Raw genomic sequence first — 25,657 nt, 5'->3', positions numbered from 1 at the left:
CCTCTTGTCGTGGCCACACGGGCCTCATCCGCTGGGTCGAACACGTGCGAGAACTGGTGCCGACCCTAGTGGAGCGGCGGCCCCGCAGACCAGAGCCCGGGCCTCACGGTAGGAGGGTCTCGATGGCCTCGTCGGAGAGCACGTGGTCGGCGATCATCCGGGCGGCGCCCAGGACCGCGGCCCGGGCGCCGGTGCCGGTGGTCTCGATGCGCAGGTCCCTCGTCGCCAGCGCGAGGGACCTCGTTCGGATCGCGGTGGCGATCGCCTCGATGAGGACCGGGTTGTCCATCGCCATCGAGCCCCCGATCACCACCACGGACGGGTTGAGCAGGCTGACCGTGCCCGCCAGCACCGCCCCGATGTCCCGGCCCGCCCGGTTCGACAACTCCAGGGCGAGCGGGTCATCGGAACGGATGAGGGCGTGGATGTCCGCGGCCTCCTCGGCGCTGCGGCCGGCCGCGAGCCACGCCGCACGCACCGCCCGGCGGCTCGCCAGGGCCTCGAGGCAGCCGGTGTTGCCGCAGGTGCAGAGCACGTCCGCGCCGCCGGGCACGGCGATGTGGCCGAGGTCGCCGGCCGCGCCCTGGGCGCCCCGGTGGATCCGTCCCTCGGAGATGATGCCCGCCCCGATCCCGGTGGCGACCTTGACGAAGACGAGGTCGTCGATGTCGCGGTAGCGGGCCCAGTGCTCGCCGGCCGCCATCAGGTTCACGTCGTTGTCGACGAGGACCGGCACCCGGAACCGCTCGCCGAGCAGCCCCGGGATGTCGGCGCCGTCCCAGCCAGGCATGATCGGGGGATTGCGGGGCCTGCCGGTGTCGTGCTCGACCGGTCCGGGCACGCCCACCCCGACCCCGACGAGTTCGCCGCACGGGCGTCCGACCTCGCCGAGCAGTTCGTGGCCGAGCGTCGCGACCCGGGCGAGAATCACGTCCGGGCCGTCGCCGATCGCAGCCTCCTCCTGACGCTCGGCGAGGATGCTGCCATCGAGGTCCGTCACCGCGACGTGCAGGTGCGCGGCGCCCGCGTCCACGGCCAGGATCGTGCGCGAGGCCGGCGCGAACGCGAACACCTCCGGCGGTCGCCCGCCGGTCGAGCTGGCCGCGCCGCCGTGGACCAGCAGGCCGCTCTCGAGCAGCAGGTCGATGCGTTGGGCGATGGTGGACCGGGCGTGCCCGGTCGCCTCCACGAGTTCGGCGCGCGAGCGCGGCACGCCGTCGCGCAGCAGCGTGAGCATGCCGCTGAGCCCGGTGGGCGGAGCGTTCGATCGACGGGTCTGACCCATGGGCCTCCTTGCGGCGAACGACCACTATAGGGTCACGGATCGGTCACAGCTGGCCGCCGCGCCGACTTTTGCTTGACGGCCGACAGAAGGTCGCCTAGGTTCGGCGCATGGTCACCGGCGACACGTTCCTGACGATGCGTGGCACCGTCAAAAACTTCCCGGGTGCGAAGGCACTCGATGGCGTGGATCTCGACGTGCGCACCGGTGAGGTGCACTGCGTGCTCGGACAGAACGGGGCCGGGAAGTCGACCCTGATCAAGGTCCTCGCCGGGGCCCACCAGCCGAACGACGGCGAGATCCACATCGACGACCAACCGGTCACGATCACCAGCCCGGTGGCCGCGCTGCGGCTCGGGATCGCGACGATGTACCAGGAGCTCGACGTCGTCGACGGGCTCACGGTCGCCGAGAACATCTTCCTCGGCCACGAACTGTCGAGGGCCGGTCTGAGCAACGCCGGCGCCATGATCGCCCGGTCCCGGGAGCTGCTCGCCCAGCTCGGCCACGCCGAGATCTCGCCACGCCTGGAGGTGGGCCGGCTGTCCGCGGCGGGCAAGCAGGTGGTCTCGATGGCCCGTGCGCTCTCCCGGAAGGCCCGCCTCATCGTGATGGACGAGCCGTCGGCCGTCCTGGATGCCGAGGAGGTCGAGAACCTCTTCCGGGTGGTCCGCGAGGTCACGGCAGCGGGCGTCGCGATCATCTACATCTCGCACCGACTGGAGGAGATCCGGCAGGTCGGCGACCGGATCACCGTGCTCAAGAACGGCCGCACGGTGGCGACCGGGCTCGACGTCGCGACGACCTCCACCCGGGAGCTGATCACGCTGATGACCGGCCGTACCGAGGAGTACGTGTTCCCGCCTCGGCCATCGGTGGCAGCCGATGCCGCGGAGGTCCTGAACGTCGAGGACCTGGCCCTGCCGGGGACCTTCGAGGGGGTCTCGCTACAGATCCGCGCTGGCGAGATCGTGGGTCTGGCGGGTCTCGTCGGGTCCGGCCGGTCCGAGATCCTGGAGGCGATCTGCGGCGTCCGGCGACCGAGCGCCGGTCGGGTCCTGGTCGACGGGCGGCGGTTGCGGCCCGGCTCGGTGCCGGACGCCGTGTCCGCAGGCGTCGGGCTGTGCCCAGAGGAGCGCAAGAGCCAGGGGCTGCTCCTGGATGAGCCGCTGTACCGGAACATCACGCTGTCCTCGTTCGCCCGCATCGCGCGTGGCGGGTTCCTCGACGAGCACCGGGAACGCCGCGCCGCGATGCGGCAGATCACCGGGCTCGAGCTGCGCCCGGCCGACCCGAACCGGGTGACCCGAACGTTCTCGGGCGGCAATCAGCAGAAGATCCTGCTCGGCCGGTGGTTGGAGCACGGGTGCCGGGTCCTGGTCCTCGACGAACCGACCCGTGGCGTCGACGTCGGCGCCCGCGCGGAGATCTACAAGTTGATCGCGGAGCTCGCCGCGGCCGGCACGGCCATCCTCGTGGTCTCCAGCGAGTTGCCCGAGGTGCTCGGGCTCAGTGACACCATTCACGTGGTCGCCGACGGGCGGGTGGTCCACAGCGGCCCGGCCCGGGATATCGACGAACACCGGGTCCTCGACCTCGTCATGGAAGGAGAGGCAGCGTGAGTGCCTCCGCCGAAGCCCCACCGCCGCCGTCACAGGAGACCGTCCGGACCGGGGGCCGACGCATCTCGTTGCCTGGCGGGATGGTGCGCAACCTGGGACTCGTGATCGCTCTCCTCGGGCTCTGCCTGGTCGGCTGGTTCACTGCCGACACCCGGTTCCTGGACGGTGACAACTTCATCACGATCCTGCGGTTCGCCTCCGTGACCGGCGTGGTCAGCGTCGGCATGACGTTCGTGATCACCGGCGGCGGCATCGACCTGTCCGTCGGCTCGGTGCTCGGCCTGGCCTCGGTCTGGGCCTCCACGCTCGCCACCCAGGCCATGGCCGGGGACGTGCACTGGCTCGTGGTGGTGTTCACCGCCTGCGCCGTCGGTGCCGCCTGCGGACTGGTCAGCGGCATCCTCATCGCCTACGGCAAGGTGGTCGCGTTCATCGCGACCCTGGCCATGATGGTCGCGGCCCGCGGACTCGCGGAGATCATCTCGAACAATCGGAACCAGATCCTGGACGTGCCGGGGTTCGACAACTTCTTCGATGCCCGGCCGCTGGGCCTGCCGACCTTGGTGTGGGTGTTCCTGATCGTCGCCGCCGCCGGTTGGGTGCTGCTGAACCGGACCACGTTCGGGCGCCGGACCATCGCGGTGGGCGGCAACGCCGAAGCCGCTCGGTTGGCAGGCATCCGGGTACGAGCCCACACCGTGGCGCTGTACGTGCTCTGTGGGTTCTGCTCCGGCCTGGCCGGCGCCATGATGATCGCCCGCACGACGGTCGGCAGCTCGACGCACGGAGGGCTCTACGAACTGGACGCGATCGCCGCCGTCGTGGTGGGCGGCACGCTACTCATCGGTGGCCGCGGCACGATCGTCGGCACGGTCTTCGGCGTCCTGATCTTCGCGACGCTGAGCAACATCTTCACCCTGAACAACCTGTCCATCTCCGCCCAGTCCATCGTCAAGGGCGCCATCATCGTGCTCGCCGTGCTGCTCCAGCAGCGGTTCGCGAGCCGGTCCGGTTCCTCGTCCCCGTAGTTCCCCCGAACCCATCGCATCGCCTTGCCAACCGAGAGGAAACACCATGTCTGCACCGATGACGCTGCGCCGACGGCTACTGGTCGGTATCGCCGGGCTGGCCGCCGTGGCCATGGTCACGGCTGGCTGCACCAGCAACGAGCCACCGCCCGAGGACGAGGAGACCGCCGCCGGTGACGCCGGTGATGCTGACGGCGGCGGCGGCAACCCGAACGCCGAGGCTGGGGAGACCGTCGTGATCGGCTTCTCCGCGCCTGCCGCCGACCACGGCTGGATGGGTGCCATCACCGAGGCCGCCGAGGAGCACGCGGCCACCTACTCCGACGTCGAACTCCGGGTCGCCGAGGGCACCAACGACGTCAACCTGCAGATCAGCCAGGTTGAGACATTCATCAACGACGGCGTCGATGCGATCGTGCTGCTGCCGTTCGACGGCGCCGCCCTCACCGAGGTGGCCCTGCGCGCCATGGAGGCGGGCATCGTGGTCGTCAACGTCGACCGCGAGTTCTCCGACCCGAACGCCGCCCGCGTCACCGTGCTCGGGGACAACTACGGCATGGGGGTCAGCGCGGGTCAGTACATCTGCGAGCAGGTCGGTGACAATGCCGATGCCGTGATCGCCGAGATCGCCGGCATCGATTCGCTGCCGCTGACCCAGGACCGCAGCCGCGGATTCTCCGACGCCCTGGCCGAGTGCGGGCAGGACGTCGACAACCGGGTCGCAGCGGACTTCACGGTGCAGGGCGGGGAGGCGGCGGCGTCGAACCTGCTCCAGGCCGCGCCTCAGATCGACGCCCTGTGGAACCACGACGACGACCAGGGCGTCGGCGTGATGGCCGCCATCGAGAACGCCGGCCGCGACGAGTTCGTCATGGTCGGCGGCGCCGGATCGGTCAACATGATGGAGCTGATCCAGAGCGGGGACTCGGTGGTCCAGGCCACCGTCATCTACCCGGCCACGCAGGCCGCGGACGGCATCGCGCTGGCCCGGCTCGTCGTCCAGCAGCGAGCCCTCACCGACCTCGTCGAGGTCGAGGTTCCCCGCCTGATCCAGCTGTATGCCCCGGTGGTGACGTCGGAGAACGTGGAGCAGTATCTGCCTACGGCCTTCCAGTCCTGACCGGTTCGGCCGATGGTCGGTGATCCGGCCGTCGGACCCAGGGCCGTGGTGGCCGACCGGCCGCCACGGCCCTGCCGCACGAGCAATCCCCAATGAGAGAGAGTTCCATGTCCGTCAGTCCAGCCCTGAACGTCGCGATGATCGGCTACGCCTTCATGGGTGCCGCCCACTCGCAGGCGTGGCGCAACGCACCACGCTTCTTCGATCTGCCGCTCACCCCGGTCCAGCAGGTGATCTGCGGGCGGAACCCGCAGGCGCTGGCCGCCGCGGCGCAGAAGCTGGACTGGCGTGACACGGAGACGGACTGGCGCACCGCGATCGCCCGCGATGACGTCGACCTGGTGGATGTGTGCACGCCGGGTGACACTCACGCGGAGATCGCTATCGCCGCCCTGGAGGCCGGCAAGCACGTGCTCTGCGAGAAGCCACTGGCGAACTCGGTCGCCGAGGCCGAACAGATGGCCGCCGCCGCCGAGGCCGCCCGTGCCAACGGCGTGCTCGCGATGGTGGGCTTCACCTACCGCCGGGTCCCCGCCATCCAGCTCGCCCGTCAGTTCGTCGACGAGGGTCGGCTCGGGACGATCCGGCAGGTTCGGGCCCAGTACCTCCAGGACTGGATCGCGGACTCCGGCGCACCACTGTCCTGGCGGCTGGACAAGACGAGGGCCGGTTCCGGTGCGCTCGGGGACATCGGCGCCCACATCACCGACCTGATCCAGTTCGTCACCGGTCAGGCGATCACGGGCGTCGCCGGTCTCACCGAGACGTTCGTCAAGGAGCGCCCCGTGGCCACCGAGTTCTCCGGCCTGGCCGGCACCGGCGGCGCGGAACTCGGGCCGGTGACCGTGGACGACGCCTCGATCTGGCTGGCCCGCCTCACCGGCGGCGCGATCGGGACGTTCGAGGCCACCCGGTTCGCCTGGGGCCGCAAGAACGCCCTGCGGTTCGAGATCAACGGCTCGGCCGGCTCGATCGCGTTCGACCTGGAGGACCTGAACGTGCTCGAGTACTTCGACGCCGGCGAGGACACCCGCACCGCCGGGTACCGCCGGATCCTCGTCACCGAACCGGAGCACCCGTTCATCTCCGCGTGGTGGCCGGCCGGTCACGGCCTCGGCTACGAGCACGCGTTCACCCACCAGGTGGTGGACCTGACTACGGCGATCGCCGCCGGCGACCAGCCCGAACCGTCGTTCGCGGACGGGCTCGCGGTCCAGCGGGTCCTTGCTGCCGTCGAGGAGAGCGCCCAGAGTGGGAGCAACTGGGTGACGGTCCCGACCTCCGGCACCGAACCAGCCTGATCAGACCGAAGACAACCCGCAGCGAGGAGCAGATTTCCCATGGCACGACCGATCACCCTGTTCACCGGACAGTGGGCGGACCTCCCGTTCGAGGAGGTCGCCCGGCTCGCCTCCGAGTGGGGCTACGACGGCCTCGAGATCGCCTGTTGGGGCGACCACCTGGACCCGAACCGCGCCGCCACCGACGACGACTACGTCCAGGAGAAGCTGGACCTGCTCGCCCGGTACGACCTCAAGGTCTGGGCGATCTCCAACCACCTCAAGGGACAGGCCGTCTGCGACGACCCGATCGACATCCGGCACCGCGAGATGCTGCCCGACTCCATCTGGGGCGACGGCGACGCCGAGGGTGTGCGCCGGCGGGCCGCCGAGGAGATGAAGAACACGGCCCGGGCCGCCGCCCGGCTCGGCGTCAAGACGGTGGTCGGCTTCACCGGGTCGGCGATCTGGAAGTACGTCGCGATGTTCCCGCCCGTGCGCGACGAGATCATCGCGGCCGGCTATCAGGACTTCGCGGACCGGTGGAACCCGATCCTGGATGTCTTCGACGAGGTCGGGGTCCGGTTCGCACATGAGGTGCACCCGAGCGAGATCGCCTACGACTACTGGTCGACCGTGCGCACCCTCGAGGCCATCGGGCACCGGGAGGCGTTCGGCCTGAACTGGGACCCGAGCCACATGGTCTGGCAGCAGATCGACCCGGTCTCCTTCCTCGTCGACTTCGCCGACCGCATCTACCACGTCGACTGCAAGGACACGAAGCTGCGGATGACCAACGGCCGCAACGGTCGGCTGTCCTCGCACCTGCCCTGGGCGGACCCGCGCCGCGGTTGGGACTTCGTCTCCACCGGGCACGGCGACGTGCCCTGGGAGGACGCCTTCCGCGCGCTCAACCACATCGGCTACGACGGCCCCATCTCGGTGGAATGGGAGGACGCCGGCATGGACCGGCTCGTCGGGGCACCGGAGGCGCTGGAGTTCGTGAAGCGGTTCGCCTTCGACGCGCCCGAGGCCGCGTTCGACGCCGCGTTCAGCACCCGCTGACCATCGACGAGGGCGTCCCCCGGCCGGTGCCGGGGGACGCCCTCGGCATGTCGGCGGACCGGGAACCACCGTGGCGATCCGTCGCCGACAACACCCCGTCCGCCGTCTCTTCACGAACTGCACACATTCCGATCGCGTTGAGGGCATGCTGGGGTGAGCCGGGGGCACTCGACAACGAACCAGACGACGGTGGCGAAGAGGCCCGCCGGACTATCGGGAGAGTGAGCGCGATGGAGACCGATCAGCGTCCGGCGGAGGTGCCGGTAGTGACGATGTTCGAGCACTACGGTGCCGGCGCGACGCTCGTGGGGACGAGGGTCGCGGAGGCGCTCGGGCGGCTTCGTCGGTGGCTTCGCGCTCACCTGGGCCGGGTTCAGCGCCGCGAGCGCTGCGGCCGGGCAGATGCAGGCCGACGGTGTGGCGGCGAGCATCCAGTTGTGGGCCGGTGGCCTGGTCGGCGCCTTCATGTTGCTCTCGGTCTCGGTGATGTTCTTCTATCCGCTCACCGAGGAGAGGTTCCGCGAGATCACCGAGGAGATCACGGCCCGGCGGGCCACCGAGGTCTGAGCGTACGATCGCCTCGACGATCGGGACGTCGCGGCGGGTCAGTCGTGGCTGGCAGGCTCGTCCGGTCCGCCTGCGTGCCGGGCCAGCACGAAGAGCAGGTCCGAGAACCGGTTCAGGTACGTGGACAACTGGGGGTTCACCTCGACCCCGGAGGCGCGCGCCGCGACCACGTGGCGCTCGGCCCGCCGAGCCACCGTGCGGGCGTGGTCGAGGGAGGCGCCGACCGGGTTCGAGCCCGGCACGATGAACACCGGGCGTAGCGGGCGCCGTTCCACGAGGTCGGCCATGAGGGCCTCGAGATCCGCCACCATCTGCGACGTCACGAGCGACGTCCCGGGGACCAGGCGGTCCCGGTGGAACGGGTTCGTGGACAGGTCGGCGCCGCACACGAACAGTTCGCGCTGCAGCCGCAGCAACAGGCTCGCGAGCTCCGCGCCGCCGTCGTCGGTGTCGCCGAAGGGGACGGTGGCCCCGCCGGCGCACGCGGCGCGGGCCACCCCGAGCACGGCGACCGTCTCGTCGAGGTCGCCGGCCGCCTCCACCTGCGACTCGGCCTTGGACACCCGTCCGCCGAGGAAGAGTCCGGTGGTGCCGTCGTCGCCGGTGCCGGTCGAGATCGTTGCCATGCCTGGAGCATGCCACCGCCGCCACGTCGGCGCACGGTTCCCGCCGCGCGGCCATAGACTGCGCCTCAACACAACCCAATCGACCCGAGGTCAGGGGAAGCCGGTCCGAAGCCGGCGCTGTCCCGCAACCGTGGGTCGCCCGCATCATGGCGCGGGCGACGAGCCGGATCGCCTGCTCGGGTCGACGGCTCGACCCGTCGTGGACTGCGGGAGGAGCCCGAGTCCTCGTCCGGTGCCGTCGTGCCCGGATCCGGGGGAGCGGGCCCGCACCGCAGGCCCCCTCCCGGAAGGCTCCAGCACCATGAAGCACCTGTTCGCCTCCGCGACCCGGACGCTGGCCGCGGCCACGCTCGGTCTCGGCCTGCTCGCCCTCGTGCCCACCGCCGCGTCCGCGGCCGGCGCCCCCGCCCCCGAGGGCGGCTGCCCGACCGAGGACGAGGGCGTCACGGTCGTCGTCGACTTCACCGGCCTCGGCGGCGAGGTCGAGATCGGCTGCGCCGAGGGCGATCCGGCTTCGGGCCGAGAGGCGCTCGAACTCGCCGGCTTCGCACCCGTGAACTCGAGCTCGGGTCTGCTCTGCACGATCGATTCGCAGCCGGACCCGTGTCCGGGGCCGGACGAGTTCGACGGGAACTTCTGGTCCTACTGGAGCGCGGAGCCCGGGGCGGAGTGGGTGAGCTACCAGGTGGGCGCGGACGGCTCCGACCCGGCCGTCGGGTCCTTCGAGGGCTGGCGTTACTTCGACGGCACCGCCGGCCCGACCGTCACGGCAGCCGACGTCGCCGCAGCCGCCGGAGGTGACGGGCCGGCGCAGGAGTCGACCGAGACGTCCGCCGAGGAGCAGGCCACCGGGGATGCGTCCGAGTCCACCGACCCCGACGCCGCCGCCGAGGATGCGGACTCCGGCGTCCCGGTCGGGCTGATCGCCGGTCTCGCCGCGGTGGCCGCCGTCATCGTGGTCGCGACCCTGGTGGCGCGTCGGCGCCGCGCCGCGCGGGAGGAGTGAGCGGGCCCGCCGTGGCCGTCATCGAGGGCCCGGTCGCCCGGGCGGAGGCGACTCCGGCCCGCGGACGGGGCCTGCACCCGCTGGCCTGGTGGGCGTGGGCGGCCGGGATCGCCGTGGCGATCACCCGCACGCAGAACCCGCTCGTGATCGCGCTGCTCCTGGCTGCCGTCGTGCTGGTCGTGACCGTCTGCCGGGACGAGAGCCCGTGGGCCCGGGCGTTCGGCGCCTACCTGATCCTCGGGCTGGTCGTGGTCGCGGTGCGCGTGGCGTTCTACGTCGTCGTCGGCCTGCCGGACTCCAGTCCGGTCCTGATCGACCTGCCCACCGTGCCGTTGCCCGACTGGGTCGACAGCCTCACCCTGCTCGGCCCCGTGCACACCGCGGGGCTCCTCGGTGCGATCTACGCCGGCTTGCGCCTGGCCGCGCTCATCATCACCTTCGGCGCCGCGAACGCGCTCGCCAACCCCAAGCGCGCCCTGCGCAGCGTGCCCGCCTCCCTGCACCACCTGAGCACGGCCGTCGTGATCGCGGTGACCGTGACCCCGCAACTGTTCACCGCCGTCGGCCGGGTCCGCCGGGCGCAGCGCCTGCGCGGTCTGGACGCCCGCGGACCCCGGGCCTTCGCCGGCCGGCTGATCCCGGTCCTGCAGGACGCCCTCGACCGCTCGCTCGACCTGGCCGCCTCGATGGACTCGCGCGGCTACGCCCGCGGGACCACCCCGGGCGGCGGCCGTCACGTCACCGCCGCCCTGGTGGTCGCCCTCGTCGCCGGGGTGCTCGGCACCTACGCCCTCCTCGACGGCGCCGCCCCGGCCTGGCTCGGGGCGGTGGGTCTGGGCGTCGGCGCGGTGGTCGCCGTCGCAGCCTCGGTCCGGGCCGGCCGGCGGGTGGACCGTACCCGGTACCGACCCGACCCGTGGGGTCTGCGCGAGAACCTCGTGGCCGGCTGTGGGATCGTCGCCGCGACGGCGGTCGTCCTCGGCGGCTGGCTCGATCCGGGCACGCTGTCGGCCGGGCTGACGCCGCCGACCTGGCCCACCCTGAACGTGGCCGGGGTCGTGGCCGCGCTCGCCGCCATCGCGCCGGCCACGATCGGGGGTGGCCGGCGATGATCGAGTTCCGGGACGTCAGCGTCGACTACGGCAACGGCCCCGTGCTGCGGGGCGTCGATGCCGTGATCGGCGAGGGTGAGCTGTGCCTGGTGGTCGGTCCCACCGGCTCCGGGAAGTCCTCCCTGCTCGGCGCTGCCGGCGCCAGGGTGCCGCACTTCAGCGGCGGCCGGCTCACCGGGACGGTGCTCGTGGACGGCCGGGACACCCGCGAGCACCTGCCGCGCGACCTCGCGGACGTGGTCGGAGTGGTCGGCCAGGACCCGCTCGCCTCGTTCGTCACCGACACGGTGGCCGAGGAGCTGGCGTTCGCCATGGAGCAGCTCGCTCTCGCGCCCACGCTGATGCGCCGCCGGGTCGAGGAGGTGCTCGACCTGCTCGGTCTGGCGGCGCTGCGCGACCGGCCGCTCGGCGACCTGTCCGGCGGACAACAGCAGCGGGTCGCGATCGGTGCGGTGCTGACCGCCCAGCCGCGGATCCTCGTGCTCGATGAGCCCACGTCCGCGCTCGACCCGGCCGCCGCCGAGGACGTGCTCGCCGCCCTGACCCGGCTCGTGCACGACGCCGGGATCACCGTGCTGCTGGCCGAGCACCGGCTCGAACGCGTGGTCCAGTTCGCGGATGCGGTGATCTCACTGACCGCCGACGGCGTCGCGACCTCGGGCGATCCGGCCACGGTTCTCGCCGGATCGGCCGTGGCACCGCCGGTGGTCGAGCTGGGCCGGCTCGCCGGCTGGGACCCGCTGCCGCTGTCCGTCCGGGACGCCCGCCGGACGGCCGGTCCGTTGCGCGAGCGGGTGCTCGCAGGGTCGTCTGCGGCGGCGGGCGGTCCCGGGTCGGAGGGCACGACGGCGGAGCCCGGGTCCTTCAGGTCGGCGTCGGCAGGTCGGTCGGCAGGTCGGTCGGCAGCCAGGTCCGCTGCCGACGAGCCGGGCACACCGACGCTGACGGCCGACGGACTGCACGTGCGGCACGGCCGGGCCCACGCTGTCCGCGGCGTCGACCTCGCCCTGGCCGCGGGGGAGGTGGTGGCCCTGATGGGCCGCAACGGCGCCGGGAAGTCCTCCCTGTTGTGGGCGCTCAGCGGCGCCGGGCCGCGGTCCGCGGGCACCGTACGCACCGCGGCCGGAGCCGACCCTGCCGACCAGCGGCCCGCCGTCGCACGCCGGCAGGTGGCCCTGGTGCCGCAGTCGCCGACCGACCTGCTGTACCTGGCCACGGTGTCCGCCGAGTGCGCCGCTGCCGACTCCCAGGCGGACGCCGAGCCCGGGTCCACGGCGCGGATCCTGGGGTCGATCACCCCGGGCATCGATCCCGGCCGGCACCCCCGGGACCTCTCCGAGGGGCAGCGGCTCGCCCTCGCCGTCGCCGTCCAGCTCGCCGCCGCCCCCGCGGTGCTCCTGCTCGACGAGCCCACCCGGGGCCTGGACTACCCGGCGAAGGCGGAGCTGGTCGCGGCGCTCGCCGGCCTGCGCCGGCAGGGCCGGACGGTGCTCGTGGCCAGTCATGACGTGGAGTTCGTCGCCCAGCTCGCCGACCGGGTGCTGCTGCTGGCCGACGGTGAGGTCGTGACCGACGCGCCGGCCCGGGACTTCCTCCTGGACTCGCCGGTCTTCGCACCCCAGGTGGCGAAGATCCTGGCGCCGGCCCCGGTGCTGACCGTTGCGGACGTCCGGCGGGCGCTGGACGCCGGGGCCGAGCCGGAGTCCGCGCCGTGACCGGACGTGGCCGGGAGGGGTCGGCGGGCGGACCCCGGAACGGCAGGCGTGGGATCGACTCACCCGGCGTCGACGCGCGCGCCGTCCCGATCGGCCGCCGGCTGGGGCTGACCCTGGCGGTGGCCTCCCTGCTGGGGGTGCTCGCGTTCGGCTGGCCGCTGCTCGTCGGCGAGGGGGCGGTGTTGAGCGACGCCACCTCGGCGCCGCTGGTCCTCGGCCTCGTGGTGGCCGCCGCCCTCGCCGTGCTGGGCGTCGGGTTCGGCGACGGCGGGATCGACGTCAAGGCGATCGCCGTGCTCGGCCTGCTCACCGCGATCGGCGCGATCCTGCGACCGCTCGCGGCGGGCACCGGCGGCATCGAGACGGTGTTCGTCCTGATCGTGCTCGGCGCCCGGGTGTTCGGCCCGGGCTTCGGATTCCTGCTCGGCACCACCACCCTGCTCGCCTCCGCACTGCTGACCGGGGGCGTGGGGCCGTGGCTGCCGTTCCAGATGCTCGGGGCCGGCTGGGTCGGCCTCGGTGCCGGGCTGCTGCCGCGCCGGGCTCGCGGCGTGGGTGAACTCGCGATGCTGGCGGGCTACGGTGCACTCGCGGCTCTGGGCTTCGGGGTGCTGCTGAACCTCTCCTTCTGGCCGTTCCTGCTCGGGACCGCCACCGAGATCTCCTTCGTGGCCGGGGACCCGGTCGCCGAGAACGTGCGGCGGTTCGTTCTCTACAGCCTGACCACGTCGCTGCCCTGGGACCTCGGCCGGCTCATCACGACCGCGGCCGGGATCGCCGTGGCCGGCTACGCCGTGCTCGCCACATTGCGCCGGGCGGCCCGGCGAGCGGCCTTCGGGCCGCCGGCCGAGCCGGTCCCGCCGCGCCTCACGACTGCGGGGGCGCCTCCACCCACTGGACCAGCTGATAGATGACGCCGTTCGGGTCGCGCATCTGGAAGTACCGCTCGCCCCACGGCTCGGTCTCGATCTCGGTGACGATCTCCACGCCCTCGGCTCGCAGGCGCTCGTACTCGGCGTCGATGGCGTCCACCGTGAAGGCCACGAGCAGGCCGTCCGCGGGCCCGGCGGCCGACGCCGGCTTGAACGACGCCAGGCCCACCCGCAGGTAGACCAGGGAGAAGCCCGCGTCAGGGTGGGTCAGCGAGACGAATCCGTCCGCGGCCATCGCCTGGGTGAAGCCCAGGTGCTCGCGGACCCAGTCCGCAGACGCCCCCACGTCGGGGACATTGAGCGAGAGGGTCGATTCGGTGATCTGCATGGGCTCTCTTTCGGTCGAACGAACAACGTACGATGTACGGTGTTGTTACATCGTACGGTGCACAACGATCGGGGTGCAAGAATCATTCCCATGACCGACGACCGATCCGGCACGGGGCCCGCCGACCGGACGCTCGCCCTGCTCTGGCGCGGTCACGGACCACCGGCCCCCCGCCGTCGGGGTCCGGCTCCCGCGCACACGCTCGAGGAGGTGATCGAGACGGCCATCGCGCTCGCGGACACCGAGGGACCGGCCGCGCTGAGCGTGCGCGCGGTGGCGGCCGCCGTCGGCATGGCACCGATGTCCCTGTACACCCACGTGCCCGGGATGACCGAGCTGACCGACCTGATGGTCGATCATCTCTACCTGGTGATGCCCCGCCCGGCCTGGGGGCGTCGGCGATGGCGGAGCCGGGTCCGGGCCGTGGCCGAGGCGAACCGCGACCTGCTGCGGGCGCACCCCTGGCTGGTGGAGGTCGTCGCGCTGTCCCGGCCGCCGCTCGGGCCCGGCCAGATGGCCAAGTACGAGCACGAGCTCGCCGCGTTCGACGGCACCGGGCTCTCCGACGTGGACACCGATGCCGCCCTGACGTTCGTGCTCGGCTTCACGCAACAGCAGGCGCTCGCCCAGCACGGTGTCGAGGCTGCCCGGCGGGACTCGGGTAGCACGGACGCACAGTGGTGGGCCGCGAACGGCCCCCTGCTGGCGAGCGTGCTCGATCCGGCCCGGTACCCGCGAGCGGTTCGGATCGGCGAGGCCGCGGGGTCGGCGCAGGGGGCGGCGTACGACCCAGGCGTCGCGTTCTCCTTCGGGCTGGACCGGGTGCTGGACGGGCTGGCCGCGCTCATCGAGGCCTGAGCCGGGGGTGCTACCCGGCGGGAGGTGCACTCATCCGGCTCGGGTGAGGCGTGCCGGCGGTCCGGCCGCGCATCCTGGGGTCCGGGCGCAGGCCCCGGTGCCGTGCAGGTGCGGCAGGGGCAGGCGCGGCCGGACCCACTCACCGATCGGACACGGAGGACGCACAATGACCGAGACCCTCGAGGAGATCGGCCCCATCGACTACCTCGTCCTGGAGTTCCCCGGCAACCAGTTCAACGGAGACGTCCTACCCCGGCTGCTCGACCTCGTGGAGGGCGGGCTGATCAAGATCATCGACCTGATGTTCGTCCGCAAGGACGTCGACGGTGAGGTCGTCATCCTGAGCGTGTCCGACCTCGACGGCGACGGCGAACTCGACCTCGGCGTCTTCGAGGGAGCCTCATCCGGGCTGCTCGGAGAGGACGACCTCGACGACGTCGGTGGCGTCCTCGAAGCCGGGAGCTCCGCCGCCGTGCTCATCTACGAGAACGTCTGGGCGGCTCCGTTCGCGGCCGCCGTGCGGGCCTCCGGTGGGCAATTGGTCTCCACCGGCCGGATCCCGCTGGAGGAGCTCCTGGAGACCCTCGACGAGACCGAACCGGACGCCTGACCGGCGCCGAACAGGCCACCACCGGACCGAACGAAGGGACACCCACCATGCCACGACTGCTCCGATCCATGGCGCGCACGGCCGCGATCGCCGGCACCGCCACCGCCGTCTCGGGCCGCGTCGCCCACCGCCAGGCCGGCAGATGGCAGGAACAGCAGGCGGCGCAGGCACCCCCGCCCCAGCCGGTCTACGCCGCACCGCCGCCACCCGCACCGGCCCCCGCGGCCGCGGCCGCCAGCATGGACGACAAGCTCCAGCAGCTCCAGCAGCTCGGCACCCTGAAGGACCAGGGCATCCTCTCGGACGCGGAGTTCGAGGCCCAGAAGGCGCGCATCCTCGCCGGCTGAGTGCCACGGCCCGGTGCCGCCGCGGGCGACGATCACCCGTGGCAGCACCGTCGTGTTCCGGGACCGGGCCGCGTGGGATCATCGGAGCATGCTGGACCTGAACGCGGACCTCGGCGAGGGTGTGGGTGACGACGAGGCCATGCTCGCCGTGGTCACGAGCGCCAACGTGGCCTGCGGCGGTCACGCCGGCGACCCGGACTCGATGCGCCGGGTCTGCGAGGCGGCGGCGGCCCGTGGGGTGCGGGTGGGGGCGCACGTCGCGTACCCGGACCCCGAAAACTTCGGCCGCACGTTCCTCGACCTGGCCGAGGAGGACCTGCTCGGCCACCTCACCGACCAGCTCGGCGCCCTCGCCGACGTCGCCGCCAGGGCCGGCACCCGGGTGAGCTACGTCAAACCGCACGGGGCGCTGTACCACGCGGCCGGATCCCACCCACCCCACGCGCGGGCGGTCGTGCGGCTGGCGCGCGCGGCGGGACTCGCGCTCGTCGGTGCACCCGGCGGACTCGACCTCGACCTGGCCCGCGAGGCCGGCCTGGGCGCCGTCGCCGAGGGCTTCGCGGACCGCGCGTACACCCCACTCGGAACGCTCGTGCCACGCACGGAGGCTGGCGCGGTCCTGCACGACGCCGCGACCATCGCGGCCCGCGTCGCCGACCTGATCCGCACCGGCACCATGACCGCTGTCGACGGCACCGCCATCCGCCTCGACGTGCGGACGTTGTGCGTGCACGGCGACACCCCGGGCGCCGTGGCGATCGCGACGCGGGTCCGTGCCGAACTCGAGGGCGCCGGCCTGGCACCGGTGCCGTTCACCTGAGGGAGATCGGATGCTGATCCGGCCCAGCGGCGAACGGGCCGTGCTCGTCGAGGTGGACACGCTCGCACAGACGCACGCGCTCGCCACCGCGCTCGGTGCCGCGTCCGATCCCCGGATCCTCGACGTGGTGCCCGCGGCCCGCACCGTGCTCGTCGTCGTGGACACCACCGCCCACCTGGCCGACGTGGCGGCCCGGGTGCGGACCCTGGACCTCACCGCGGTCGAGGCGGCGCCGGCGGGTGACCCGGTCCGGATCGCCGTGGACTACGACGGCACCGACCTCGCTGACGTCGCCGAGGCCACCGGACTGACCGAGGCCGAGGTGGTCGCCCGGCACACCGCACCCGAGTACATCGTGGACTTCATCGGGTTCGCGCCCGGGTTCGGCTACCTCTCCGGTCTCGATCCGGCGCTGCACCTACCCCGGCTGCCCACGCCGCGGCCGAGCGTGCCGGCCGGATCCGTCGCGATCGCGGCCGATCGCACCGCCGTGTACCCGCGCGCCTCCCCGGGCGGCTGGCGCCTGCTCGGGCGGACCGACGCGGCCCTGTTCGACGTGACCGCCGAGCCGCCGGCACTGCTGCGCGCCGGGATGCGGGTCCGGTTCGAGGTGGCCGGGTGAGCGAGCGCGCCCTGACCGTGCTGGAGGCCGGTGGGCTCACCCTGGTCGAGGACCTCGGCCGTCCCGGTTTCGCCGCGCTCGGCGTGTCCCGCTCCGGGGCTGCCGACCGGGGCGCCCTGATCGTCGCGAACCGCCTCCTCGGCAACGAGGACGGTGCGGCCGCGCTGGAGGTCGCCATGGGCGGCCTGGCGTTGCGTGCCGAGTCCGATGTGCTCCTCGCCCTGACCGGGGCGAGCGCGCCTACCACCGTCGACGGTCGCACGGCGCCACCCCAACGGGTGCTGGCGGTGGCGGCGGGGTCGGTGGTACGCCTCGGGGTGCCTCGGTGGGGCCTGCGCACGTACGTCGCGGTCGCCGGAGGACTGGCCGTCCCGGCCGTCCTCGGCTCCCGATCGACGGACGTCCTGTCCGGGCTCGGACCCGCGCCGGTGCGCGCCGGCGACGTCCTGCCCGTCGGGCGGGCGAGCATTGCCATGGCGACGATCGATGCCGGCCCGGCTCCGCCGTCGGGCCCTACGTTCATGCTCGATGCGATGCCCGGGCCGCGGCGCGACTGGTTCACGGAGGAGGCCTGGCGGGTGCTGTTCGCCCGCCGGTACCGGGTCACCGATGTCGGTGACCGGGTCGGGGTGCGATTGCGCGGCGCCCCGCTGGGCCGCTCCCGACTCACCGAACTTCCCTCGGAGGCGGTCGTGGCCGGGTCGGTGCAGGTTCCCCCGGACGGGCAGCCGCTCATCTTCGGTCCGGACCATCCCGTGACCGGTGGCTACCCGGTGATCGCGGTGCTCACGGAGTCCGCACGCGATGCTGCCGGACAGTTGCGGCCCGGCCAGGAACTCCGGTTCCGGCACCATGTCTCACCGGTGGCCTGAGCACGGGCCGGATCGAGTCGGGTGACCCCCTCCCAGCAACGATCACGGCCTCAGAGCGTCGGCGACGGAATGAGCGGTGGCGCCGGTGGCGGTGCGGTCAGACTCGCCGTGAGGCCGGCTTCGGCGAAGCCCTCGGCGACGGCACGGACCACGTTCGAACCCACCGTGGTGTTCGCGCCCGCCTCGTGCCAGACGCGGATCCGCCCGGTCGTGCGGTCCGGGGTGCTCGACACCCACACCAGGTCCGGGGCCGGCTCGGCATGGACCCCTTCCGCGGTTGCGGCCAGGGTCACAGCGGTTGTGGCGACCGCGGTGAGCCGTGACAGATCCGTGGTCCGGACCTCGATCTCGGATCGCACCGCTCCGGTGACCGGCTGGATCACCAGCGGATCGGAGAGCAATTGAGCATTCGGGACGTGGATCACCTTCCCGTCCGAGGTCCGCAACACCACGGATCGGGCGTTCATGTCCGTGACGGCGCCCCAGCGGTCGTCGGTCTCGACCCAGTCGCCGACCCGCAGTGGCTTGCGCATCTGCAGGATCAGGCTGGCACCGAAGTTGTCGGCCACCCCCCGCAGGGCGAAGTAGGCCACGACCGCAATGAGGATGACGGCGGCGAGCACCGGCTGGATCTGCGCGCCGAGCACCGAGAGTGCGATCCCGACGCCGAGCAGGACGATGAAGTAGCCCACGGCGCGCGAACAGGTGTAGGCCACCTCGTAGGGGACCGCGTCCGTCTTGGCGAGCAGCCGCGTCACAGCGCGACGGCCCGCACGTGACCCGACCCAGGTGAGGACCACCACGATCACGACCACCAGTAGGTCCCACCCGTTCAGGCTCGCGGAGTCCACCAGACCGGCCAGTTGGTCCGTCGGGCTCTGGCCCTCGGCGCCGATCATGGCTCGCCCCGCTCCGGGCCACTCGGAGACCGCTCCGAGCCGGAACCCGGGCCTGGGCCGGAGTCCGCTCCGAGCGAGCCGATCGCCTCCGCGACCGTGACGAACGGGCGGGGACCTCCGGACTGATCGGCTCGCAGGACGTCCCGGACCTGACCGATGTTTCCCGCGATCGCGAACGCGATGCCGTCCCGGGCGAGAGTGTCGTTCAGCTCCGCCAGCGCGGTTGCACCGCTGACGTCGACGAACGGGGTGGTCTGGTCGTCCAGCACCACCAGGCGGGTCTCCCGGGTGCACCGGCGACGGATCTCGTCCTTGACATGATCGGCGTTCGCGAAGAAGAGTCCTGACTCGATGCGGACCACCAGCACGGCCGGGTCGACCGGGTGGTCGGGATGTGCCTGCGCGTCCACCCAGTTGCCGTCGACGTCGGTGAGCGGCCGCACGCTCGGGCGGGACGCGCGATAGATCAGCAGCAGGATCGACGTCACGATGCCGATGATGAGGCCGGGCAGGGTGTCGAAGATGAGGACCCCGAGCAGGGCGGCCATCGCCCCGATGAAGTCGGCGCGCGCGGCCCGCCCGTAGGTGCTCCGCAGGCGCGGCGTCCACACCCGGTACAGCCGAGCGAGCGCCTTCGTGTCGACCATCTCGATGACCGCGGAGATGACCACGGCGGCCAGGACCGTCTCCGGCAACTCCTCGAACAACGCGGTCAGGAACAGGAGGGTCACCAGGCTCAGGGCGGCCACCACAAGCCCGCTCACCTGCGAGCGTGCACCGGCCGAACCGTTCACGGCCGTCTTGGACAGGCTGCCGTTGACGACCATCCCGGAGGCGAGGCCGGAGCCGAGGTTCGCCGCGCCCAGTCCGATCAGTTCGCGGTTCGCGTCCACCTCGTAGCCGTTCCTCGCGGCGTAGGTCTTCGCTGCTCCGAGTCCTTCGGCGAACGCGATCAGCATCACCCCGACGGCCGGCCCGGCGAGCTGGGCGTAGTCGCCCCAGGTCGTCGACGGCAGGCCGAGGGACGGCAGCCCCGGGTCGATCTCGCCGACCACGTCGAGCCGGTCGCTCAGGCCGAACACATGGACCACGCCGATCCCGACCAGCACCACGGCCAGTGACGCCGGAACGACCGGGAGCCAGCGCTTGAGCGCCAGCACGATGAGCAGCGACACCACCCCGAAGACCGTGGTCAACACCGAGAGGTCGCCCAGGTCACCCACCACGTGGAGGAACTTGCCGATCGCACCCTCACCACCGCCCTCGACCCCGAACAGTTTCGGCAGCTGGCCGATGATGATCGTCAGGGCGAGGCCCACGATGAAGCCCTTGAGCACCGGCTCGGAGATGAACGTCGCGACGAAGCCGAGCCGGGCCAGACCGGCCAGGATCGCGATCACGCCGGTGACCACGGCCAGCACGGTGGTCAGCGCGATGTAGGCAGCGGCGTCCCCGGGGGCGAACGCGGCGATGGTGGCCGCGGAGAGGGCGGCGGTCGCGGACATCGGTCCGACCACCAGGTGCCGGGAGGACCCGAACGCTGCGTACGCGATCAGGGCCGGCACGGCGGCGTACAGGCCGACCACCGGCGGCACCCCGGCGATCGTCGCGTAGGCGAAGGCCTCCGGCACCATGACGGCCCAGACGGTCATCCCGGCGAGCAGGTCCCGGCGCAGCCATTGGCCCTGGTAGCCGCGCAGGGAGCCGAACAGCAGTGGCGTCCGTGTGCTCGCGTCGGTGGTGGGGGTGGACATGGTCAGGCGACCTCCAACTGGCCGGTGGCCCGGCGGAACAGGATCACGGCGGAGGCGGCAGCCACCCAGAGGGGCACCAAGAGAACCACCGCGCGGACATCGGTCACGGCCAGGAGCAGGACCACCACGGCGACGTAGCTCAGGACGGCGAACCAGCGGGGGAACAGGCGCGCTCGCAGGGCACGGGTGGTGCTGGCCATGATGAACACGCCTGCGGTGCGGAACGCGTAGATCGTCAGCAACGACTGCGCGTAGGCCGTCATCGTGGCCGCCTGCTCGAGCGGGACGAGGCCGGCGCCGGCGCCACCGAGGCGGACCGCCGACACCCCGGTGACCGCGGCGGCGGACGCGACGTACATCATCGCGACGAAGAGCACGCCCGCGGCCAGTTGGACCGTGTCGAGCAGGCGGTCCTCCCGCCGCGCGAGCGAACTCAGCCGGTGCCGGGACGCGGCGACGAACCACAGGAAGGACAGGCCCGAGAACGGGACCAGGTAGAAGCCGGCCACGATCAGACCGTTGCCGCCCGCACCCTCGTAGAACTCGGTGAGTTCGGCCGTGGTCGCGGACTGCGGCACCTGGTCCAGGATCGCGAAGCCGACCACGAACAGGACCGCGAACAGCAGGCCGGCCAGGCCCGCACCGGAGCCCTGGAGGAGGCGCGGGCGCCCCGGCGGAGCACCCCCGCCGTCGGGCTCCTCCGGCGTGGTCACGACGCCGATTCGGCTTCCTCGCCGTGCACGATCAGCGCCCACAGGACCACCACGTCGAGAGCGAGCACGACGATGGACCACCAAGGGGTCAGCGGGAGGTAGAGGAACTGGGTCACCATGTTCGCCCCGACCACGATGACGGCGGCGAGCCGGGCCCAGAACTGCCCGGCGAGCAGGCAGATCGCGACCAGCACCAGCAGGGCCCCGACCGCGATGTGCACCCAGCCCCAGGAGTTGACGTCCAGGAGCAGGATCTGGGTGCCGACCTCCACCACCGAGACGTCCCGCGCGCCCACGGCGTAGATCCCGCTGAGCACGTTGAACACGCCGGAACTGAGCATGATCAGGCCGGCGAACCAGATCCAGCCGACCCAGGCGGTCACCTTCCGCGTCATGTCCGTACCTCCGCATCGGGCCGGGTCCCTCCTCCACGCGGGCTGGACTCCGGTAGGTGTCCAGCCTGGTGGGTGGGCCCGGGCCACTGCCTCACCCCAACCAGATGAATCCGCCGGCAGCGGCTCAGAACGCTCGGATGTCGAGGATCCGGCGAAGCCGTTCGACCCGCAGTCCCTGGTCGGTCAGCACCCCGACCAGGTCGGCCACCGACTCCGGGTCCGGAACCGCGCACGAGAGCAGCGTCTGATCCGCGATCGGCGTGACACTGACGTAGTCGATGCCGATCAGGCGGTCGGCGCGCACGGTGCCGTCCACGAGAACCTGGTAGAGCATGCGACCTCCTTGAGCAGGGCCGACTGCGGTCCCTCGAGTGTGCGCCGGTGCGCCGGTGGGCGAACCACCCGTTGTGGATGAGCACACCTGCCGACCCACCGGGCGAGGATGGCACCAGTCGAGTCTCGGCCACCCCGGTCGCGCAGACGAAAGGACGAGGAGGCCCACCATGGGCGAGGCGGTCGGTCAGTCCCTGCCGATTGCGGTCGGTGTGCTGGTGTCTCCGATGCCGATCGTGGCGGTCGTGCTGATGCTGGTCTCGGCGCGGGCCCGCGCGAACGGCGTGGCGTTCGTGCTCGGCTGGATCGTGGGGATCGCGGCGGTCGGCTCCGCGGTCATCCTCCTCGTCGGTGGCGCGGCCGGCGGGGACGACGGCGAGCCTGCGGTCTGGGTGGGCATCCTCAAGCTGGTGCTCGGGCTGGGACTGCTGCTCCTCGCGGTCAGGCAATGGCGTGGACGTCCGCGGGCGGGCGTCGAGCCGGAAGCACCGAAGTGGATGGCCGCGATCGACACGTTCACACCGGTCAAGGCGTTCGGCCTGGCGTTCCTCCTGGGCGGGATCAACCCGAAGAACCTGCTGCTCGTGGTCTCGGGCGCGACCGCGATCGTGCACGCCACCGACGCCCGGGGTGAGGAGTTCGCCGCGCTGGCCGTGTTCACGGTCGTGGCGAGCATCGGCATCGTGATTCCGGTGCTGATCTACTTCGTGATGGGCGCGCGGGCGGCACAGCTGCTCGAGGGCGTGCGGGCCTGGATGGTGGCGAACAACGCTGTCATCATGTGCGTCCTGCTGCTGGTCCTCGGCACCAAGCTGGTCGGGGACGCGCTCACGATCCTCGCCTGAACCGACACGCGCCGGTGCCGGCGGGCCGGGGTGGTTGACACGGAACCGGCGTACTCCCTTGGATGTGAGGCAGGGGGATGCGCGCCGTCCGTGCGCGTCGGTGACGGATGGCGATGAGGTGGGGCGACGGATGACGTCGGGTCGGGGCGGGAAGTCAGGCGAGGGTGACGATGGGGCTGCGCCGGTGGCCACCGAGGCACTTGGGCGACACGCGCTCTTCGAGTTGGCCGGGAGCGAGCGGGTCCCGGACGAGGACCAGGTGGACCCGGCCTGGGCTGCGACCACACCGGTGGCGAAGGTCGAGGTTCCCGACGTCGGGGCGCACGTCCTCGCGCGCCACGCGCTCCTGGACCGCCTGAGCGAGGACGTGGCGGAGCACGGGCTCACCCTCGTGAGCGCGCCCGCCGGCTATGGCAAGTCCACCCTGCTGACGACGTGGTGTGCCCAGGGGGAGCGGACCGTCGCCTGGCTGACCGTCGACGAGTTCGACAACGACCCGCGCCGGCTCTTCCGCGGACTGGTCAACGCCCTCCAGGCGGCGGTGCGCCGGGACGGGCGCAGGGACGCGACCCGGCTGCTGGCACTGGTGCCTCGCTACCGGGTGGATCCGGAGCAGTACGATGCGCTGCTGACCGCCCTCGAGGACCTCCGGGCGCCGATCGTCCTGATCGTCGACGACCTGCACGAGGTCGACGACGTGGCGTCCCGGGAGGTGATCGGCCGGCTGCTGAAGTTCGCGCCGCCGAGCCTGCGGCTCATCCTCTCCGGCCGGTCCGACCCGAACCTGCCCGTGCACCGGCGTCGTCTCGACGGCACCCTCGGCGAGCTCCGGGAGGCGGACCTCGCCTTCGGTCGGGCGGATGTGGTCGCGGTGGCGACGCGGTCCGGCCTCGAACTCGAGGAGTCGGACGCCGACCTGCTGCTGGACTCGACCGGGGGCTGGCCGGTGGCGGTGCGGATGGCGATCGTCGCACTCGGCTCCTCCAGGGACCTGCGTAGCCGGCTGCTCGCGATGCGCGGCGCCGACCTGCCGCTGACCGGGTACCTCACGGACGAGATCCTCGGGACCCTGCGGCCGGAACTCGCCACGTTCATCCTGCACGCCACCATCGGTGATCGAATCCGCGGCGACCTTGCCGCGGTGCTCCATCCGGATGGTGCCGCGCTGCTGGAGGAGTGCGTGCGGCTCGGCGTGTTCCTCACCGTGGTCGGCGGCGGCGCCCAGGAGTTCCGCTGGCACGCATTGTTCGCCGCGCAGTGCCGCGCGATCCTGGAGCGCGGCGACCCGCAGACCGCGCTGGCCCTGCGGCGCCGGGCCGCTCGTTACTGGGCGTCGGCCGATCTGCCGCTCGCGGTCTCGCTCGCTGTCTCCGGTCAGGACGGACGGTACGCGCTGGCGCTGGTGCGCACGCACTGGCCCGACCTGCTGCTCCGGGGTGAGTCGGAGGTGCTCCGGCGGCTGTGCGCACAGCTCTCGGTGCCCGAGGCGGACGACCCTGAGGTGCTGTTCGTCCTGGCACTGTGTGAGTTCCTCGACGACCGGAGCGTGGGTCGAGCGACCCGGGCCAGGGCTCGGGTCCGGGCTGCGTCGCTGCCGGCGGACCGCTCGCGTCGCGTCGAGATCGTGGACGCCCTGCTGGAACTGTTCGTGGCGACCGACGATGCGGAACTGGTCGCGGCCGCGGCCCGGGTGCGCGCGCTGCTCCCGGGGTGTGCACCCGAGGACCGCGCGGTCGAGGCGTTCGGGTTCTTCCTCGTCGGGGAGGCCGCGGTCCGGCTCCAGGAGGACGCCGCCGTCGCGCTGGGGGACCTCCGCCGCGCCGAGACCCTGGCGTCCGGGGCGGCCCTACCTGAGCTCGAGGCTGCGAGCGCAGCGCTCGCGTGCGTGCCCACCTTCGCATTGGGCCGGTTCGAGGAGTCCGCCACGCTGGCCCGGACCGCGGTCGACGGCGGACGCAGGGCGGGGCGATCCGGCTCCAGTTCGCTGGTCCCGGCCCATCTGGTCCTCGGCGTGACCGAACACTGGCGCGACCGTCCCGGGCCGGCCCGTGAGCACCTCGAAGAGGCGGTCCGGCGGTCCCAGCCCCGACAGTCACGGCTCCGTGAGGACGCGGCGCTGCACCTGATGCTGGTCGCGCTGGCCACCGACGACGCCGCCCTCGCGGCGTCCGCCCGGCGAGCCGTCCGGGCGGACGGGGAGCCAGGGGCACGGATCGCCGCCGTCCGGATCGAGGCGATCATGGACGGGCTCCGCGAGGACGCCCACGCCGACCCGAGGGCGGCGCTGGCGCGGGTCGCCGGGATCGTGCCCACCGACCCGGTCGTCCGGGTCTGGGTGGCGAACCTGCACCGCCGGGCCGGTGCACCGACCGAAGCTCGCGCCGTGCTGGCCGGAATCCCGGCCGAACCCCGCGGGGATCATGTCGAGATCGGTGTGGGTCTCACCTCGGCGCTGCTGGCCGCCGCCGAGGGTGCGACCGAGGACGCCCACCTGCTCCTTGAGGGCGTCCTCGGCACGGCCGAAGGGCTCGGGATCACCCGCCCGTTCCTGGACCATGCGTCGGAGATCTCCCCGCTGCTGTCCGCGCATCTCGCCTGGGGCACCCAGCACGGGACGTTCGTCGTGGACCTCGTCACCCAGATCCGGGACCGGGTCCCGATCCACCGGTCCTCCTCGTTCTGGGAGCTCACCGACCGCGAGCTGACGGTCCTGACCTACCTCAGGTCACCGATGACGGCCGCCGAGATCGGCAGGTCGCTGTTCGTGTCGGCGAACACCGTGAAGACCCACATGCGCGCCGTGTACCGCAAGCTCGGTGCGTCCGGGCGGCGGGAGGCGGTCCGGATCGCGGTGGAGCGCGAACTCCTCTGAACGGCTCCACGGCGGTGTCATGCGGATGGGGTGA

26 protein-coding genes are annotated in these 25,657 nt (G+C 72.4%); 18 read left to right on the top strand and 8 right to left on the bottom strand.

Annotated elements, in window-relative coordinates:
• Positions 1-103: 103 nt before the first annotated feature.
• The gene (locus EXU48_RS06870) at positions 104-1,285 is read right to left on the bottom strand and encodes an ROK family protein (RefSeq protein WP_235856882.1); all 1,182 of its coding nucleotides are present in this window, start codon (positions 1,283-1,285) and stop codon (positions 104-106) included.
• 107 nt (positions 1,286-1,392) lie between these two features.
• Here EXU48_RS06870 and EXU48_RS06865 point away from each other — a divergent pair, with 107 nt between their 5' ends.
• The 6 genes from EXU48_RS06865 (at position 1,393) to EXU48_RS06840 (ending at position 7,964) form a co-directional block, all read left to right on the top strand.
• Positions 1,393-2,904: a sugar ABC transporter ATP-binding protein gene (locus tag EXU48_RS06865; RefSeq protein ID WP_133106892.1), complete on the top strand. Its 1,512-nt coding sequence runs from the start codon at positions 1,393-1,395 to the stop codon at positions 2,902-2,904.
• Complete coding sequence (locus EXU48_RS06860) at positions 2,901-3,932, top strand: ABC transporter permease (RefSeq protein ID WP_407938724.1); 1,032 nt, start codon at positions 2,901-2,903, stop codon at positions 3,930-3,932. The genes EXU48_RS06865 and EXU48_RS06860 overlap by 4 nt, the downstream gene beginning before the upstream one ends.
• Positions 3,933-3,978: 46 nt before the next feature.
• Complete coding sequence (locus EXU48_RS06855) at positions 3,979-5,052, top strand: substrate-binding domain-containing protein (RefSeq protein WP_133106891.1); 1,074 nt, start codon at positions 3,979-3,981, stop codon at positions 5,050-5,052.
• A gap of 107 nt (positions 5,053-5,159) precedes the next feature.
• Positions 5,160-6,353: a Gfo/Idh/MocA family protein gene (locus tag EXU48_RS06850; RefSeq protein ID WP_207947648.1), complete on the top strand. Its 1,194-nt coding sequence runs from the start codon at positions 5,160-5,162 to the stop codon at positions 6,351-6,353.
• Positions 6,354-6,392: 39 nt separating this feature from the next.
• On the top strand, positions 6,393-7,397 hold the full coding sequence (locus EXU48_RS06845) for a sugar phosphate isomerase/epimerase family protein (RefSeq protein ID WP_133106890.1): 1,005 nt from the start codon (positions 6,393-6,395) through the stop codon (positions 7,395-7,397).
• Between the two features lie 288 nt (positions 7,398-7,685).
• A complete protein-coding gene (locus EXU48_RS06840) occupies positions 7,686-7,964 on the top strand; it encodes a hypothetical protein (protein ID WP_133106889.1) in 279 nt (92 codons plus the stop codon).
• Between the two features lie 38 nt (positions 7,965-8,002).
• Here EXU48_RS06840 and EXU48_RS06835 read toward each other — a convergent pair whose 3' ends face one another.
• Positions 8,003-8,590, bottom strand: a complete 588-nt coding sequence (locus tag EXU48_RS06835) for a cob(I)yrinic acid a,c-diamide adenosyltransferase (protein ID WP_133106888.1) — start codon at positions 8,588-8,590, stop codon at positions 8,003-8,005.
• Between the two features lie 301 nt (positions 8,591-8,891).
• Between EXU48_RS06835 and EXU48_RS06830 the strand changes: the two genes are divergently transcribed.
• From EXU48_RS06830 to EXU48_RS06815, 4 genes are read left to right on the top strand one after another with little or no spacing between them, the layout of a single operon-like run.
• The gene (locus tag EXU48_RS06830) at positions 8,892-9,596 is read left to right on the top strand and encodes a hypothetical protein (protein ID WP_133106887.1); all 705 of its coding nucleotides are present in this window, start codon (positions 8,892-8,894) and stop codon (positions 9,594-9,596) included.
• Complete coding sequence (locus tag EXU48_RS06825) at positions 9,593-10,708, top strand: energy-coupling factor transporter transmembrane component T (protein WP_133106886.1); 1,116 nt, start codon at positions 9,593-9,595, stop codon at positions 10,706-10,708. Before EXU48_RS06830 ends, EXU48_RS06825 begins: the two co-directional genes overlap by 4 nt.
• On the top strand, positions 10,705-12,423 hold the full coding sequence (locus EXU48_RS06820; protein WP_133106885.1) for an ABC transporter ATP-binding protein: 1,719 nt from the start codon (positions 10,705-10,707) through the stop codon (positions 12,421-12,423). Before EXU48_RS06825 ends, EXU48_RS06820 begins: the two co-directional genes overlap by 4 nt.
• Entirely contained in the window at positions 12,420-13,337 is a 918-nt protein-coding gene (locus tag EXU48_RS06815; RefSeq protein ID WP_235856881.1) for an ECF transporter S component, read from the top strand. Before EXU48_RS06820 ends, EXU48_RS06815 begins: the two co-directional genes overlap by 4 nt.
• Here the strand turns inward: EXU48_RS06815 and EXU48_RS06810 are convergent.
• Entirely contained in the window at positions 13,291-13,683 is a 393-nt protein-coding gene (locus tag EXU48_RS06810; RefSeq protein ID WP_133106884.1) for a VOC family protein, read from the bottom strand. The genes EXU48_RS06815 and EXU48_RS06810 overlap by 47 nt on opposite strands.
• Before the next feature lie 90 nt (positions 13,684-13,773).
• Here EXU48_RS06810 and EXU48_RS06805 point away from each other — a divergent pair, with 90 nt between their 5' ends.
• From EXU48_RS06805 to EXU48_RS06780, 6 genes are all read left to right on the top strand, one after another.
• Positions 13,774-14,541 carry a TetR/AcrR family transcriptional regulator gene (locus tag EXU48_RS06805; protein WP_133106883.1) on the top strand — a complete coding sequence of 256 codons (768 nt, stop codon included), beginning with the start codon at positions 13,774-13,776 and terminating at the stop codon, positions 14,539-14,541.
• Between the two features lie 166 nt (positions 14,542-14,707).
• Complete coding sequence (locus EXU48_RS06800; RefSeq protein ID WP_207947647.1) at positions 14,708-15,151, top strand: DUF6325 family protein; 444 nt, start codon at positions 14,708-14,710, stop codon at positions 15,149-15,151.
• A 47-nt stretch (positions 15,152-15,198) separates the two neighbouring features.
• Positions 15,199-15,498, top strand: coding sequence for an SHOCT domain-containing protein (locus EXU48_RS06795; protein WP_133106882.1), 300 nt, complete (start codon positions 15,199-15,201; stop codon positions 15,496-15,498).
• An 88-nt stretch (positions 15,499-15,586) separates the two neighbouring features.
• On the top strand, positions 15,587-16,318 hold the full coding sequence (locus EXU48_RS06790; protein ID WP_133106881.1) for a LamB/YcsF family protein: 732 nt from the start codon (positions 15,587-15,589) through the stop codon (positions 16,316-16,318).
• 10 nt (positions 16,319-16,328) lie between these two features.
• Positions 16,329-16,940, top strand: coding sequence for a 5-oxoprolinase subunit PxpB (pxpB, locus tag EXU48_RS06785; RefSeq protein ID WP_133106880.1), 612 nt, complete (start codon positions 16,329-16,331; stop codon positions 16,938-16,940).
• Positions 16,937-17,812: a 5-oxoprolinase subunit C family protein gene (locus EXU48_RS06780; RefSeq protein WP_207947646.1), complete on the top strand. Its 876-nt coding sequence runs from the start codon at positions 16,937-16,939 to the stop codon at positions 17,810-17,812. The genes pxpB and EXU48_RS06780 overlap by 4 nt, the downstream gene beginning before the upstream one ends.
• A 50-nt stretch (positions 17,813-17,862) precedes the next feature.
• On the opposite strand, the gene EXU48_RS06775 is transcribed toward EXU48_RS06780, so the two are convergent.
• The 5 genes from EXU48_RS06775 to EXU48_RS06755 all read right to left on the bottom strand — a co-directional run bounded on the left by EXU48_RS06775 (position 17,863) and on the right by EXU48_RS06755 (position 21,907).
• Complete coding sequence (locus tag EXU48_RS06775) at positions 17,863-18,711, bottom strand: mechanosensitive ion channel family protein (protein WP_133106879.1); 849 nt, start codon at positions 18,709-18,711, stop codon at positions 17,863-17,865.
• On the bottom strand, positions 18,708-20,465 hold the full coding sequence (locus EXU48_RS06770; RefSeq protein ID WP_133106878.1) for a SulP family inorganic anion transporter: 1,758 nt from the start codon (positions 20,463-20,465) through the stop codon (positions 18,708-18,710). The genes EXU48_RS06775 and EXU48_RS06770 overlap by 4 nt, the downstream gene beginning before the upstream one ends.
• A 2-nt stretch (positions 20,466-20,467) precedes the next feature.
• Complete coding sequence (locus tag EXU48_RS06765) at positions 20,468-21,178, bottom strand: hypothetical protein (RefSeq protein ID WP_133106877.1); 711 nt, start codon at positions 21,176-21,178, stop codon at positions 20,468-20,470.
• Positions 21,175-21,573, bottom strand: coding sequence for a DUF7144 family membrane protein (locus EXU48_RS06760; protein WP_133106876.1), 399 nt, complete (start codon positions 21,571-21,573; stop codon positions 21,175-21,177). Before EXU48_RS06760 ends, EXU48_RS06765 begins: the two co-directional genes overlap by 4 nt.
• Before the next feature lie 124 nt (positions 21,574-21,697).
• Positions 21,698-21,907 carry a hypothetical protein gene (locus tag EXU48_RS06755; RefSeq protein WP_133106875.1) on the bottom strand — a complete coding sequence of 70 codons (210 nt, stop codon included), beginning with the start codon at positions 21,905-21,907 and terminating at the stop codon, positions 21,698-21,700.
• Between the two features lie 169 nt (positions 21,908-22,076).
• Here EXU48_RS06755 and EXU48_RS06750 point away from each other — a divergent pair, with 169 nt between their 5' ends.
• Positions 22,077-22,751, top strand: a complete 675-nt coding sequence (locus tag EXU48_RS06750) for a GAP family protein (protein WP_133106874.1) — start codon at positions 22,077-22,079, stop codon at positions 22,749-22,751.
• 184 nt (positions 22,752-22,935) lie between these two features.
• The gene (locus tag EXU48_RS06745) at positions 22,936-25,623 is read left to right on the top strand and encodes a helix-turn-helix transcriptional regulator (protein ID WP_165962712.1); all 2,688 of its coding nucleotides are present in this window, start codon (positions 22,936-22,938) and stop codon (positions 25,621-25,623) included.
• The last annotated feature ends 34 nt before the right edge of the window (positions 25,624-25,657 follow it).

Origin of the sequence: Occultella glacieicola, from assembly GCF_004353825.1 — a bacterium.
Taxonomy (GTDB): domain Bacteria; phylum Actinomycetota; class Actinomycetes; order Actinomycetales; family Beutenbergiaceae; genus Occultella; species Occultella glacieicola.
Note: the sequence above shows the minus strand (reverse complement) of the source record. Positions and strands in the feature narration are given on the sequence as shown.

Excerpts from the sequence above, each read along its gene's own strand:
- EXU48_RS06870 (WP_235856882.1), bottom strand. The coding sequence starts at position 1,285 with ATGGGTCAGACCCGTCGATCGAACGCTCCGCCCACCGGGCTCAGCGGC.
- EXU48_RS06865 (WP_133106892.1), top strand. The coding sequence starts at position 1,393 with ATGGTCACCGGCGACACGTTCCTGACGATGCGTGGCACCGTCAAAAAC.
- EXU48_RS06855 (WP_133106891.1), top strand. The coding sequence starts at position 3,979 with ATGTCTGCACCGATGACGCTGCGCCGACGGCTACTGGTCGGTATCGCC.
- EXU48_RS06850 (WP_207947648.1), top strand. The coding sequence starts at position 5,160 with ATGTCCGTCAGTCCAGCCCTGAACGTCGCGATGATCGGCTACGCCTTC.
- EXU48_RS06845 (WP_133106890.1), top strand. The coding sequence starts at position 6,393 with ATGGCACGACCGATCACCCTGTTCACCGGACAGTGGGCGGACCTCCCG.
- EXU48_RS06835 (WP_133106888.1), bottom strand. The coding sequence starts at position 8,590 with ATGGCAACGATCTCGACCGGCACCGGCGACGACGGCACCACCGGACTC.
- EXU48_RS06830 (WP_133106887.1), top strand. The coding sequence starts at position 8,892 with ATGAAGCACCTGTTCGCCTCCGCGACCCGGACGCTGGCCGCGGCCACG.
- EXU48_RS06820 (WP_133106885.1), top strand. The coding sequence starts at position 10,705 with ATGATCGAGTTCCGGGACGTCAGCGTCGACTACGGCAACGGCCCCGTG.
- EXU48_RS06810 (WP_133106884.1), bottom strand. The coding sequence starts at position 13,683 with ATGCAGATCACCGAATCGACCCTCTCGCTCAATGTCCCCGACGTGGGG.
- EXU48_RS06805 (WP_133106883.1), top strand. The coding sequence starts at position 13,774 with ATGACCGACGACCGATCCGGCACGGGGCCCGCCGACCGGACGCTCGCC.
- EXU48_RS06800 (WP_207947647.1), top strand. The coding sequence starts at position 14,708 with ATGACCGAGACCCTCGAGGAGATCGGCCCCATCGACTACCTCGTCCTG.
- EXU48_RS06795 (WP_133106882.1), top strand. The coding sequence starts at position 15,199 with ATGCCACGACTGCTCCGATCCATGGCGCGCACGGCCGCGATCGCCGGC.
- EXU48_RS06790 (WP_133106881.1), top strand. The coding sequence starts at position 15,587 with ATGCTGGACCTGAACGCGGACCTCGGCGAGGGTGTGGGTGACGACGAG.
- pxpB (WP_133106880.1), top strand. The coding sequence starts at position 16,329 with ATGCTGATCCGGCCCAGCGGCGAACGGGCCGTGCTCGTCGAGGTGGAC.
- EXU48_RS06775 (WP_133106879.1), bottom strand. The coding sequence starts at position 18,711 with ATGATCGGCGCCGAGGGCCAGAGCCCGACGGACCAACTGGCCGGTCTG.
- EXU48_RS06770 (WP_133106878.1), bottom strand. The coding sequence starts at position 20,465 with ATGTCCACCCCCACCACCGACGCGAGCACACGGACGCCACTGCTGTTC.
- EXU48_RS06760 (WP_133106876.1), bottom strand. The coding sequence starts at position 21,573 with ATGACGCGGAAGGTGACCGCCTGGGTCGGCTGGATCTGGTTCGCCGGC.
- EXU48_RS06755 (WP_133106875.1), bottom strand. The coding sequence starts at position 21,907 with ATGCTCTACCAGGTTCTCGTGGACGGCACCGTGCGCGCCGACCGCCTG.
- EXU48_RS06750 (WP_133106874.1), top strand. The coding sequence starts at position 22,077 with ATGGGCGAGGCGGTCGGTCAGTCCCTGCCGATTGCGGTCGGTGTGCTG.